The 12796-nt window shown below is 45.5% G+C and carries 13 protein-coding genes; 9 read left to right on the top strand and 4 right to left on the bottom strand.

Annotation, left to right across the window (positions count from 1 at the left end; translation table 11 throughout):
* Positions 1-49: 49 nt before the first annotated feature.
* The 3 genes from GCU39_RS31300 to GCU39_RS01385 form a co-directional block, all read right to left on the bottom strand.
* Entirely contained in the window at positions 50-805 is a 756-nt protein-coding gene (locus tag GCU39_RS31300) for a hypothetical protein (RefSeq protein ID WP_193726719.1), read from the bottom strand.
* A gap of 231 nt (positions 806-1036) precedes the next feature.
* The gene (locus tag GCU39_RS01380; RefSeq protein WP_152391861.1) at positions 1037-2176 is read right to left on the bottom strand and encodes a glycosyltransferase family 4 protein; all 1140 of its coding nucleotides are present in this window, start codon (positions 2174-2176) and stop codon (positions 1037-1039) included.
* A gap of 104 nt (positions 2177-2280) precedes the next feature.
* Positions 2281-4092, bottom strand: coding sequence for a CotS family spore coat protein (locus tag GCU39_RS01385; RefSeq protein WP_152391862.1), 1812 nt, complete (start codon positions 4090-4092; stop codon positions 2281-2283).
* 287 nt (positions 4093-4379) lie between these two features.
* Between GCU39_RS01385 and GCU39_RS01390 the strand changes: the two genes are divergently transcribed.
* The 9 genes from GCU39_RS01390 (at position 4380) to GCU39_RS32175 (ending at position 12326) form a co-directional block, all read left to right on the top strand.
* Entirely contained in the window at positions 4380-5339 is a 960-nt protein-coding gene (locus GCU39_RS01390) for a sugar phosphate nucleotidyltransferase (protein ID WP_152391863.1), read from the top strand.
* A gap of 12 nt (positions 5340-5351) precedes the next feature.
* Complete coding sequence (locus GCU39_RS01395; RefSeq protein ID WP_152391864.1) at positions 5352-6644, top strand: UDP-glucose dehydrogenase family protein; 1293 nt, start codon at positions 5352-5354, stop codon at positions 6642-6644.
* Positions 6645-6650: 6 nt separating this feature from the next.
* A complete protein-coding gene (locus GCU39_RS01400) occupies positions 6651-7598 on the top strand; it encodes an NAD-dependent epimerase/dehydratase family protein (protein ID WP_152391865.1) in 948 nt (315 codons plus the stop codon).
* Between the two features lie 180 nt (positions 7599-7778).
* Positions 7779-8387, top strand: a complete 609-nt coding sequence (locus tag GCU39_RS01405) for a class I SAM-dependent methyltransferase (protein ID WP_152391866.1) — start codon at positions 7779-7781, stop codon at positions 8385-8387.
* Between the two features lie 311 nt (positions 8388-8698).
* Positions 8699-8965, top strand: coding sequence for a CD3324 family protein (locus tag GCU39_RS01410; protein ID WP_152391867.1), 267 nt, complete (start codon positions 8699-8701; stop codon positions 8963-8965).
* 172 nt (positions 8966-9137) lie between these two features.
* Positions 9138-10184, top strand: coding sequence for a phosphotransferase enzyme family protein (locus GCU39_RS01415; RefSeq protein ID WP_152391868.1), 1047 nt, complete (start codon positions 9138-9140; stop codon positions 10182-10184).
* A gap of 20 nt (positions 10185-10204) precedes the next feature.
* Entirely contained in the window at positions 10205-11182 is a 978-nt protein-coding gene (locus GCU39_RS01420; RefSeq protein ID WP_152391869.1) for a GNAT family N-acetyltransferase, read from the top strand.
* A gap of 251 nt (positions 11183-11433) precedes the next feature.
* Positions 11434-11829 (top strand): GerAB/ArcD/ProY family transporter, encoded by a 396-nt coding sequence (locus GCU39_RS32170; RefSeq protein ID WP_193726720.1) that lies wholly within the window; start codon positions 11434-11436, stop codon positions 11827-11829.
* Entirely contained in the window at positions 11826-12326 is a 501-nt protein-coding gene (locus GCU39_RS32175) for a GerAB/ArcD/ProY family transporter (RefSeq protein ID WP_152391871.1), read from the top strand. Before GCU39_RS32170 ends, GCU39_RS32175 begins: the two co-directional genes overlap by 4 nt.
* Here GCU39_RS32175 and GCU39_RS01435 read toward each other — a convergent pair.
* Complete coding sequence (locus GCU39_RS01435) at positions 12323-12538, bottom strand: hypothetical protein (RefSeq protein ID WP_152391872.1); 216 nt, start codon at positions 12536-12538, stop codon at positions 12323-12325. The two genes, GCU39_RS32175 and GCU39_RS01435, sit on opposite strands and share 4 nt — an antisense overlap.
* Between the last annotated feature and the right edge of the window lie 258 nt (positions 12539-12796).

Raw genomic sequence — 12796 nt, forward strand, 5'->3', positions numbered from 1 at the left:
CGCAGGATTACGGTTGAATCCCAGCGGCTGAATCCTCTTAATCCTTTGTTTACTGATCTTCATCTTCTTCATACTCGTCATCATAACCATCTTCGTCGTCTTCGGAATCTTCTTCTTCATCAACTTCTTCAACTTCTTCTGCTTCAACTTCTTCTTCTTCTAAATTTTCATCTTCCGAATCTTCTTCATCTTCTTCATCATCGTCTTCCGAATCTTCTTCATCTTCTTCATCATCGTCTTCCGAATCTTCTTCATCCTCAAGTCCAAGGCCAATCTTGTATTTTTCGTCTTCATGCGTCTCAAGAGATACCTCTACAACGTTATCCCAATCAACTTGATCTAACCATCCTAAAATGGATGCTTCTACACTTCCTTCAGGATCGGCTTCAAGTGCATCATCAAGTTTATACTTTACGACTTCTCCACCTTCGTACTCTACTTCAATTTCATCAATGGTATCCAGACCATAGTGATACAAACCTGCTTTAACTGTTTCATATGTGCTCATATTTTTCACTTTCCCTCTCTGCTTCGCATTATTTGGATGATGACTTATGAGATTTAGATCAATTACATACACGGTACAATCGAAAAGTTCAACTCTTACTTCTTCTGCTGTTTTCCAATGAATATCAGCCAACCAAGTGGACAGAGACTCTTTTTTCTTCAATGCAGAATCGGCTAGAAAGAGATCATCAGATGTATATGTTGAGGTCTGTCCGTTTTCATATGCGACATCAATTGCATCAATTATATCGATACCATTGCTATATAGATCAGCTCTCACTTTGTCCAATATCTGCAATCGATAACTTACCTCCTCTCGGTTAGAAGGTTGAAACTCTATGAAGTTTCACTCTATTCTATGAAACGTTCTCCAATTTGATTGGGTAGTTGGATGAAGATCATTAGTGGAAGTTTTTCTAAGGCGTATGCTGCAGGAGATTAACTTGTTCAGATTATAGAAATTATAAGTTTTCGGGGCCCCCGCAAAGTACCTGAATCAGCTTCGAAGCGAAATCCCCCCTTTGTGGGGTTATGTTCCCCATACAGACAATATATCTTGCGCAACGCGTTGCCAATGGAATCGTTGTTCGGTTAAGCGTCTGCCCCTTAGGCCCATCTTACGGGAATTTTCCATATTGGACAGCATATTGTTCAGCTTTTCGGCGTATTCCAATGGATCTTCTGGATTCGAAATTAATAGTCCATTGTCATTGATGATAATCTCGGGGTTTCCTCCTCTTGCGGTTGTGATAAAAGGCAGGCCAGCGGCCATCGCTTCATAATGAACACGGGCGAGCGGCTCATCCCAGATGGAGGTGCACACGAATACATCTGCAGCACAGAACCAACGGTGAATATCATGGGCATCAATGTAGCCCGTTGTTATGACAGGCAAAGTAGAACGTTCCGCCAGTGCGCGTACATAACCTATATAATCACTCACCCGATGGTCGCTATACCACGCTCCGCCTACGACGACAAGGCAAGCATCCGGATGGCGGAGATGGGACATCGCGCGCACCAGAACATGAGGCCCTTTATTACGAGACAGACGTCCGACGAACAGAATGATTTTTTTGGATTGTAGTTGATATTGGTCGCGGATTTCTTGCCGGCTTTGCCGTGCAGTATTGGATTCAATCCAGGGAGCGAAGCGATCCAAATCTACAGCGGAGTAAATGGTGCGAAGCTTAGGTTTTGCCTCGGGAAAATAACGTTCGATCTCTTGGCCAATATAATTGCTGATCGTGATAATCGTCTCCGTATGCGCAATAACAGCGCGGCCTTCCTCGGTAGTTAATTTGGTAGGATTGAACATATCATTGTGCATGCTCAGGATAATTCGTGCATTAGCGGCGACACCTCTCACAGGCAGAACCATACGCGGACGATTAAAAATGTGAATGAGGTCATAGTTCTGTCCACTTGTAGAAATAAAATGGATTACGCCTTCGAGATATAACTCAAACATCCCGTCAGAAGGGACACGAACATAGCGAACCCCGCCCACGGATTCATCCGAAAGAAGCGTAGGATCTGATTTGCCAATAATGGTGACTTGGTGATGCTCACTCAATTGCTTGGTAACTCCGCCGATATAGGTTTGAATGGCACCGCCTCTAATATTTGGAACAGGGAGCTTCTCCGTACATATCAAAAGAACATTCACGGAATTAATCCTCCTTTCAAACTCCTAATGGAGTGCTTAGATATGTGACGGTGATTGGATGGAAAGCTAACAAGCAGCTACGGTATACATCCATGGATGCTGTTCTACCGTCTTCGGAAGTAGAAAGGTACACGTTCTGAAAGATACTCTCGATACTCTTGATGCGCTCGTTGTACAGGATAGAACGTTTGCTGCTGAGAATACTCGAGTGAATCTGGGGTGTTATTTTCCGGTTCCGGTGCAGTAGGTTCAGGAGCTGTTTCAACATTTTTAGGCGTATTGGACGCAAAGTTAGGTGGAAGAATATAATCTTTTCGTTCTTTTTGTTTTGTGACCTTTTTAGATTGAGGTGGAGTAGGTACATCTTTAGCTGCAGTAACAGGTTCAAGGACTTTCTTGTCAATGTTTTGAGGTGATTTAGAAATAAATTTCTTTTCAGGAGCTTGAGCGAAGACAGGTGGGGTAGGAATCTCCTTCGATGCAACAGGTTCAAGGACTTTCTTGTCAATGTTTTGAGGTGACTTGGAAATAAATTTCTTTTCAGGAGCTTGAGCGAAGACTGGTGGGGTAGAAGGCTCCTTCGATGCAACAGGCTCAACGACTTTACGATCAACGGCTGCAGGAGGATTATATGTCGCTGCAGGAGTAGGGGTAAGAATAGGAGCAGGACCAGGAGCACGAGCAGGAGCAGGAGCAGGAATAGAAGCTGGAGTAGGAGTAGGCATTTTAGGTTTAGAAGGCTTCGTGAGAACAGGCGGGATAGGGAGATCCGCGATTGCAACAGGTTCAACAACATAGTTGCCAGCAGGATACAGGTCAATATCCTTCCAGAGTTCTTCCAGGACCTGCCACTTCGTATTTTCTGTTGCCAGAACGCGCTGTAAGATTGGTTCAAGATCGACGTTCAAGAAGTTAACCGTATCGAATACGACCTCTTTGATATGCTTATAAAATTCATTAGGAAATGCCATATCGATCGATAAGATCTCGAACATTTCACGAGTGAGCGGATTGCCCTGATGATAAGCAGCAATCATGCTGCGAATCCAAGTAATATCCCAAGTACCCATGTCATCCATCGTACTTGTCATCAGCTTGCGCAGATCGCGAAATGGTAAATCATAAGCTACACCGTCCAAATCGATGACCCAAATTCCCTCGGGTCCCATTTGTCCGTTGGACCAACCATAATCTTGATGCGCAAGTCCCCAATAAGCGTCTCCCATCGCTATCATCTTCGCATAACTCGATTGATTCAAGCGTTCAAGGGCGTCCTTCGCTTGTCGTTCGAACTCATCCACAACTTGCAGCAAGGGGCCGCTTCCAGCGGCATCCGGGTATGCCTGCGCAATATCACGGAACCAACCGATTTTGGCGATGATCTTCTGATAGTATTTGGTCCATCCCGTTAAACGGGATGACTTGGCTGCGCCTGGAGGCGACGTATATCCCTTCGTATGGTGGTGAAACTCACCAAGTCCAAGGCAGAGTGCAGAAGCTCCTTCGAGATCAATTTTTGACGCTTGCTGCAAGGTATCGATCCAATCTGTCACAATCCACAATTTTCCGCCTGCTTCAATATATAACTCGTTGTTCTTCGTCGGGATGAGTGCTGGTACACGTGCACCTTTCTCAACCAAATATTGCTGGGCACCGACACTGAATAAACTGCGTTGCGGAAGCCGGTGGAGCACTTTAAGACTACGCGGCCCTTTATCTGTATCAATACGCCAGATCGCTCCCCCTTTATCAGGCTTAGAGGTAATGAGGACCATGCTTGATACATACATATCGTAGTTCATCATGACTTGATAGGCTAGTTCCTCTAATTCTGGTGGAACATATTGTTCTAGAACCGTTCCGGTTGATATGACATCGACGTGATGATCCCAAGGTACAACCTGATATTGATCCAATGAAGTCCCTCCATTCTAGTACATTAAATCCAATTGAATTTTCAAATTCAACGGTTTACTGATCGTTGATAGGTCTGTCTTCTATGGGCTAGAAGCTAGTGTCCCTATTGGTTCAATCTATTATATGTCACGTTTTTTCATTTGTTTGGGTAGAGGGAGGAAATACTTTGAAAAACCTGTGTACATACGTATATTTTCCTATCAACCCATAACTGCCCTACCTATTTCCAAGGGAAAATCATATTTTAATGCATACCGATGAAACCAAAAGACAAGGAGCGGAAAATATGAAGGGACTCATTGTTTGCGCAGGCAGAGGTACTAGACTACAACCATTCTCATATCTAACCTCCAAGGTATTGCTCCCCGTAGCTAACAAACCTCTTATCTTCTACAGTTTGGAGAAATTAAAATCCCTGGGGATTACCGAAATTGGTATCGTGATTCAACCCGCTCAGAAGCTATTGTTCGAAGAGCAGGTAGGCGACGGTATAGATCGGGGCGTTCATATCACGTATCTTTTCCAAGAGATGCCGCTAGGCATCGCAGATGCGGTGAAGCAATCCGAAACATTTATCGGATCCGATTCATTTATTCTCCTATTAGGGGATAATCTGATCTCCCAATCGTTATCCGTACTGAAGGATTCGATTCTGGTGGATCATTATGATGGAGCCTTGCTGTTGGGAAAGGTAGAGAATCCGCATGAATACGGCATTGCTGAGATTGAGGAACAGCGAATCATTGGATTGGAGGAGAAGCCGCTTCAGCCGAAGTCCAATTTGGCTATTGTGGGGGCCTATGCCTTCACAGCACAGATTTTTAAGGCAATCGATGCGATAACACCGTCTCGCAGAGGGGAATATGAAATTACGGATGCGATTCAGTATCTTATTCAACATGGCTATTCCATTTCTTACGATATTACGACTTCTCCCCATACCGATGTAGGAACGCCTGGGCGCTGGCTCGAGGCGAATCGTTGGATGCTCCAGACCATGCCTGTAGAAAAGACAACAACAATGAACGAATCGTATGAAGGCAGCATTCTAAAATCGCCAGTCTTGATTGATCCAAGCAGTACATTATTGAATTGTGATATTGGTCCATATGTTGTGATCGGTCCTGGCGTTGTGCTGGAGAACTGTAAGATTGAAGATAGCATCATCCTGGAAGGTGTAAATTTGCGTAATCGCACATTGAAGGGTTCTATTGTCAGTATTCATCATGCTGTGCCACCAATTTAGGGGGAGAGGAACGTGAACATATTAGTTGTAGGTGTAGGATATGTAGGGACAACGACAGCATTATTATTTGCAGAGCTTGGCTATAAGATTACCGGCTTCGACACGGACATTCACAAGATTCAAGCGTTGAAGGAGGGGAATCTGCCTTTTTTCGAACCAGGTTTGGATACCCTATTGAATAAACATGTTCAACAAGGAAGCCTCTCCTTCACCACAGATCCCGTTCAAGCGATTCGCGAGCATCAAGTCATTTTTATATGTGTAGGTACACCTTCGCAAGCTGATGGAAGCACAGACTTAACCTATGTTCAAAATGTATCAGAGACGATCGGGTCTTATATGGAATCATATAAACTTATCGTGATAAAGAGCACAGTTCCTATCGGAACCCATAAAAAGGTATCTGAGTGGGTGACAGATGCGCAGCATGAACATTTACCGTTTGACGTCGTAATGAATCCTGAGTTCTTAAGGGAAGGAAACGCGGTATATGATTGCTTTCACCCGGAACGGATTGTGATAGGCAGTGATTCTGCGATTGCAGCTGGGCAGGTAAGTTTGCTGTATCACTCTATAGATTGCCCTCTTGTGATGACAAATCCAGCAACGGCAGAAATGATCAAGTATGCGTCGAACGCTTTTCTTGCAACGAAGATATCTTATATGAATGAATTAGCAAGATTATGTGATCAGGTCGATGTATCGATCAGTACGGTAGCACAAGGTATGGGACTCGATTCTCGCATAAGCAGATCGTTTCTAAAGGCGGGCATTGGCTATGGCGGATCATGCTTCCCGAAGGATGTGTTCTCCTTGCTGCATACGGCGAAAGATTATGGCATCGATCTCAATCTAATACGAAGTGTCGTAGAGGTGAATAACACGCAATGTCAATATTTTATGAAGCGGATAAGAAGGAAGTTAGGGATTCTAAGAGGTAAGAGAATCGCGATTCTCGGATTGTCTTTCAAGCCTGGGACAGATGATATGAGAGAAGCGCCAGCATTTACGATGATGAAGGGGCTGCTAGAATGTGGTTCGTACCTGAAGGTTCATGATCCCGTTGCTAAGCTGCCTGATGGATGGAAGACGCATGCGATTAAGCAATATGACTCCGTAGAAGAGACGCTTCGAAGCGCACATGCGGTCATTCTATGTACAGAATGGTCTGAATATGTTGAAGGCGATTGGGATGCATGGAGGCAGCTGTTGAAGTTTCCTTATCTTTTTGATGGTCGCAATGTACTGGATCGTTCGCAGCTGGAATCACGGGGATGGGACTATAACGGGATAGGAAATGGGTGATAGCAAATGAGTCGAATACTAGTAACGGGTGCAGCGGGCTTTATTGGCTCTCATCTATGCGAGGAGCTGCTGCTGGATGAGTCGAATCAAGTCATCGGGATAGATGCTTTTATCGATTTTACAACACCAACATGGATGCGCAGACGTAACATAGGTTCTCTGTTAGATCATCTGCGATTTGAATGGGTTGACAGTAATCTCCTCACCGTCTCATGGGATGAATTGCTTACTAGAGTAGATATTATTTATCATTTGGCAGGCATGCCTGGCGTAAGATCAAGCTGGGGGCCTGACTTCGTGCAGTATGCCACTCACAATATTGTGGCAACGCAGAGATTGCTCGAAGCTTGTAAGAGATATCCTCTTCAGCGATTTATATTTGCTTCTACCTCCTCCGTATACGGTGAGAAGACAGGTAGAGTCGACGAGCAGGCTACCATGCTTCCCTTATCTCCCTATGGCATTAGTAAATTAACTTGTGAACATCTGTGCCGTGTGTACGGGGATGCAGGAATTCCTGTGGTCGTGCTGCGGTTTTTCACAGTATATGGTCCGAGACAACGACCGGATATGGCGTTTCATCGGTTTATCAAGCAGATGTTAGATAGACAGCCGATTACCTTGTATGGAGATGGAACGCAGTCGAGAGATTTCACCTATGTCTTGGATTGTGTGAGAGCTGTCGCTGCTGTTGCTCATGCGAATGGCGTGGTAGGAGAAACGATCAATATAGGCGGTAAAGAACGTGCCTCCATTAATGAATGTATTGCCTTGTTGGAGGAATTGTTCGAACAAAAGGCTCAGATCGAAGTGGTCCGTAATACCTTCGGAGAACCCACAAGTACTTGGGCAGATGTATCGAAGGCTGAGAAGCTCTTAGGCTATTCGCCAACCGTTGATCTCAAGACAGGGCTCTCCATGGAAATTCAATATTTACGAGAATTGTATCAATAACAGCAAACAGGATTTCATCATGTGAAATGAACTCAGACCCGAAAAATGAACACCTTGAACAGTGAACATCTTTCGGGATCTTACGTCCATGATGACAAGGAATTCACCCGATGATCCAGAACTATATTATATACATACGGGACAATGGATCACGATGACTGGCATCGCGGAGGGATATTCATGGACAAGGACAAGCTTATACATAAGTTCGATAGACAGGCAGGGGTGTACGATAGAAGAAGACAGAAATCATCAGACAGAACGTGGCGGGAACCCCTGGTATCCTGCGCTTACGGAAAAGTTCTAGAGATTTCAGTCGGAGCGGGCGCCAATTTCCCGTTCTACCCCAAGGACGTGGAAGTCACCGCAGTGGATTTCAGCAACGAAATGCTTCTAGCCGCGCAGCGGGGCGCTGCGGATCATCGTTTACAGGTTACATTTCTGCAATCAGATGTCGAGTCGCTTGCCTTCCCAGCGAATACGTTCGATACGATTGTGTCGACGTTATCGTTCTGCGGTTACGAGAATCCATTGCAGGTACTCGCTTCACTCAAGGAATGGTGCAAGCCTAATGGACAGATCCTCCTTATGGAGCATGGCAGGAGCTCGAGCCCAATCATCCGGCCCTTGCAGCACATCATCAATCCGATGTTCCGTCGCATGGTAGGCTGTCATGTAAACCGCGATATTATGGGGATGGTTCAGCAAGCAGGTCTTCACATCGAACGGGAAGAGCATCACTGGCTCGATATGATTCATCGGGTATGGGCACGTCCTAATAAATCGTAAACGAAAGATCCTGGTCTTGCAGTTTTGTAGCGATTTCATGAAATCATATCCTTGTTAGGAAGAAATATGTTATAGTTAAGGGAATTTATGGTTGATTCAAGATCAACATGTGTATAAGGAGGGTTGGAATATGAGCGCAAAGAGATTAATAATCGGCTCCACGCAAGTCTATATGACGAACAACGGCGGTTGTTTGTGTGGAGCTGTAAATTAATAACCGTCATTCTTTGATGCATAAACGTATGGTCATGTTCGTCATATAGACTTTGCTACCTTAAAAAGCACGAATAATTTTAAGGAGTAGAGCGAATATGAAATATATCAATGCAGATGTTGTCCTTCCGGACCACTTATTGAAGGAATTACAGCAATATGTGCCGGGGGGGATGTTATATGTTCCTAAGCCTGCAGGGCTTCGCAAGAAATGGGGCGAAAAATCGGGGAGCAGATTGTATCTCAGTCGCAGAAACGATGAGATTCGTCAGAAATTCTCGGTTGGTACGTCGATCGATCAGCTATCAGATCAATTTTGTCTGTCCTATGATAGCATTAAGAAAATTGTATACTCAAAAAAGTAGTTCATAAGAGGAGTCACATTGGATGGGTTATGCTAATGTGGCTTTTTTGTTTGGTATCCATGTTAGGGTTGTTTTGTGCATAGAACAGTTTGAACTGTTTCCGGCCTATGATCGTCAGCAACCCCTTATATATAATCAGAGATATGCCAGATTTAATTGTTGGGGGTACGACATGCAAGATTTTTTTCAAATGGACACGGAGGAGAAACGTACGAACCTATTAGCAAGGGCGAGGCAAGCCGCGTTGTCTGCTATGGAGCAGTATGATCTCACGTCGGAACAGATGACATTCATTCAATTATCGGATTCGATTACGTATCAAATAGAAACTTCGTCTGGAGAGACGTATCTGCTCCGCATCCATGCGGATCAATGGAAGAAGGAAGAGCTGCGCTCTGAGTTACTATTGCTCCAATACTTGAGCCATGATGCCGGAATGACGGTGCCAACGGGCGTGGCGAGTCGGGATGGCTCCTGTATCTTGGAGGTTGCTGCGGAAGAGGGATATCGCAATCCCTGCGTCACCCTGATGCGCTGGGTGGAGGGAGAAGGTCTTAACGAGATGCAAGATGAGGACGCGTACGAATTGGGTGTCATGGCGGGTAATCTGCATGCGGCTGTGGCACAATTCAATCCTCCGGGTCACTTTGTACGGCCGTCACTCGGAATTGAGAGTTTTCGAGAGGAAGTGGCTCGGCTGGCGCAATACTATGATCGATTTCTCTCGGAATCTGCTTGGGAGATGTACCAGTTGGCTGCGAATCAGATTCTAGCTTCCCTCGCAGAGATGACCAGGACGAATGATAACTATGGTCTGATCCATGGTGATTTACATACCGGCAATATCATGTTCCATGAGGGGACACCTTATCCGATCGACTTTGGCCGGTGCAGCTATGGGTATTATCTGTATGATGTTGCAAGCACGATTCTAGGCTTGGTTCCGAAGCAGCGTGCCATGTTCATGCAGGGGTATCTGAAGGTGAGAAGCTTAACGGAGGAGGACCTTCAGCATCTGGAGACGTTTTTCGTGATGGTGTTGATCGGGAATTATTCGCATCACGCTGCCAACCCGGCAGAACGAAGCAATCTCATCGATGAACAGCCCTATGCGCAAGCGATTATTCGAGCTTTTTTACGCGTCGAGCCGTTCTTGTTCCAAGTTATTAAGCCTGTCGAGATCGAGTGCGGATCGGTCCCTAAGACGATTATTCAATAGCCACGAGAAGGAGAATGTGCATGGAAATTGTGATTCGACGAATGGTTGTACCGGATGATTATGAAGACGTTGCGAGATTGATAAATGTCATTGCCTCAGAAGTGGTGACGGCGCAAGACTTGGCGGATGAGGATGCGCGCATTCCCGCAGTGGGGTCGCTGAGTCGGGATGAGGAAGGACGCCTAACCGGACATGATCGGCCACGCTGGATCGCGAAAGACGGCGAGGGGAGAACGATTGGATATGCGCATGCTTGGCGTGCGCCGTGGTCTTCGCCAGGCGTATTATATGAGCAAGTCATCGTTGACCCGAATGCGCGCCATCAAGGTGTGGGGCGTGCGCTTTTTGATGTCGTCATGGCCTATACGTCGGAGGTGCGGGCGGATCGTGTGATCGTTGACCTGAGGGATGACGATCCGGTATCCTTGGCGTTTGCGACCAAACGGGGCTTCAAGCAAGAGCGGCATTTGTTCGAGTCCTGTATCGAATTAGCCAATCTGGATCGTGAATCATTAGATTACCCTGCTTTCGCTAACGATTCCTTCCAAATGATGTCGCTCGCAGACAGACCGGGTGAGGCGATGGAACAACAATTGTATGAGCTGTATCGAGCAACGCATGAAGATATTCCGGGCTTTGAAGGGGAATATATGTGGTACAGTGAATGGCGCAAATGGACCCTCGACAAAGAGGACTTCGAGAGGTCATTGGCTTTGTTGGTACTGGATGGTGATCGACCGATTGGTGTTGTGCAGCTGACGGCAAATCCTGAATCGGAGAGCTTGTACAACAGCTTTACCGGCGTCGATGCCGCATATCGTGGGCAAGGAATCGCTAGGGCACTCAAGATTCAATCGATTCGCGAAGCGATAAAGCGGGGGTACCGTTATATCCGTACGAATAATGATTCGCTCAACGCGCCGATGCTAAGGATTAACCGAAGTTTAGGCTACCAACCGGTTCCCGGGTATTATATGATGACACGCAACATCGAGTAGATGCGGTACGGACGATATATTGCGCTCGCAATAGAGGAGCAAGCAGGGGAAGCCCTATGTCTTTCATAAGGAAAGGCAGGGGCTTTTTCGTTTGCGGGAGATGCATAATTTTTCATTTAAAAATGCATAATACTGGGAAAAGTGTTCGGGAGGAGCAAGGCTGGTGGAAGGGCTGCAACAGGGGAATTATGGAGAACTTCTTGTTCACTTAGACCAAAATATGCAAGAGATTCAGAACAGGAAGCGCTTTGGTGTTCCCGCTCAATTTGGATGCCAAAGAAGCAGGATGGATTTCGAAGCTGTTAGGCATGGCGGCAGCTTTGATATTTTACGCCGTGTTTTGTTATATCGCCCGAGACAAACCTCGCCAGCCGTTTACAGTCGTCATCGAAGGTATTATTGGGAAAGTGCCGGGGAAAATTCTAGCCTCTCTATATACGTTATTTTTCATCTACCAAGCCTCGCGGCAGTTTAATGATTTTGCTCTGTTGATGAGCGTATCGGTATTCGATCAGACGCCGATTATTATGATCCATGCGATGATGGTCGTCGCCATCGGTTACGTGCTGGCCCTTGGGATTGTAGTGTTAGCTCGGACAGGGGAAATCTTTTATGTGGTGATGATGAGCATGATTGTGCTTAGTTGACGCCTTTCCTGAAGGAGCACGGCTCCTTACTGCGTACGGGGATCATCAGTTTAATTTTCAGCGGATTGATATTGGCATGGATTACGGCTTTGAATGTTTCCGTGCTGGGCGTGGATATTTTGAGGCAATCGTTTTTCCCTTTTCTGATGTCAATCGGCGAAGTTAATATATCCAATTTCATTCAACGGTTGGATGTGATCGCGGTGATGATGCTGATTATTGGTGTTTTTTTCAAAGCAAGCATCTTCTATGCGGCTTCAGCTGTCGCAGTCTATCGCTTGTTCCATATGACGAGCTTTCGCAAGGCGATCCTCCTCGTAGGAACAATTATTTTCTTATCCGCGCTTGTGATAAGTCCGAATTCTTCGCATCATTTGCAAGAAGGTCTCATCTCCGATCAATGGATCATTTACTTGCCCTTTGAGATTACGATTCCAGTCTTGCTCGGAGGATGGGTGTGGTTGCGGAACAAATTCAATCGCGAACGCAGCACTTAAGACTTGGTACGCTTCTTATTTGTTCCTAGAACGTAGAGAATGATGACCAATGTCAGTCCAAAAAGCCATAGAATGATTGGATGAATAATTTGAATCTTTCTGAGGATCATCTGAACATCATCGTACATCGATACGCCGAGAGGCATATCGAGTACGAGATCGAATAATAGGCTTCCTGCAAGTAGTGCTGTGAATATCGCGATGTTCTTCATGGGTTCTCTCCTTCGCGTATAGCGTATGCATTTAGTTGTATACGAGATGGGATGAACTTATTCTCCGATTCATAAGCATCATTATTGTTGAAATGCTACTGCACCTTAAGGAAATTTAGGATTTGTTCCCGTAGTTGGGGATTTCAGCCATATGGTATAATATTCCTTAAGATGAACATGATGCGAATTCAGGCATACCCCACATCACATGTGGGTTTATTTTTTATTATTCGGTATTCGATGGATATAAGGGTTGGG

This window comes from Paenibacillus guangzhouensis (assembly GCF_009363075.1).
Taxonomy (GTDB): domain Bacteria; phylum Bacillota; class Bacilli; order Paenibacillales; family Paenibacillaceae; genus Paenibacillus_K; species Paenibacillus_K guangzhouensis.

Excerpts from the sequence above, each read along its gene's own strand:
- GCU39_RS01390 (WP_152391863.1), top strand. The coding sequence starts at position 4,380 with ATGAAGGGACTCATTGTTTGCGCAGGCAGAGGTACTAGACTACAACCA.
- GCU39_RS01400 (WP_152391865.1), top strand. The coding sequence starts at position 6,651 with ATGAGTCGAATACTAGTAACGGGTGCAGCGGGCTTTATTGGCTCTCAT.
- GCU39_RS01405 (WP_152391866.1), top strand. The coding sequence starts at position 7,779 with ATGGACAAGGACAAGCTTATACATAAGTTCGATAGACAGGCAGGGGTG.
- GCU39_RS01410 (WP_152391867.1), top strand. The coding sequence starts at position 8,699 with ATGAAATATATCAATGCAGATGTTGTCCTTCCGGACCACTTATTGAAG.
- GCU39_RS01415 (WP_152391868.1), top strand. The coding sequence starts at position 9,138 with ATGCAAGATTTTTTTCAAATGGACACGGAGGAGAAACGTACGAACCTA.
- GCU39_RS01420 (WP_152391869.1), top strand. The coding sequence starts at position 10,205 with ATGGAAATTGTGATTCGACGAATGGTTGTACCGGATGATTATGAAGAC.
- GCU39_RS01435 (WP_152391872.1), bottom strand. The coding sequence starts at position 12,538 with ATGAAGAACATCGCGATATTCACAGCACTACTTGCAGGAAGCCTATTA.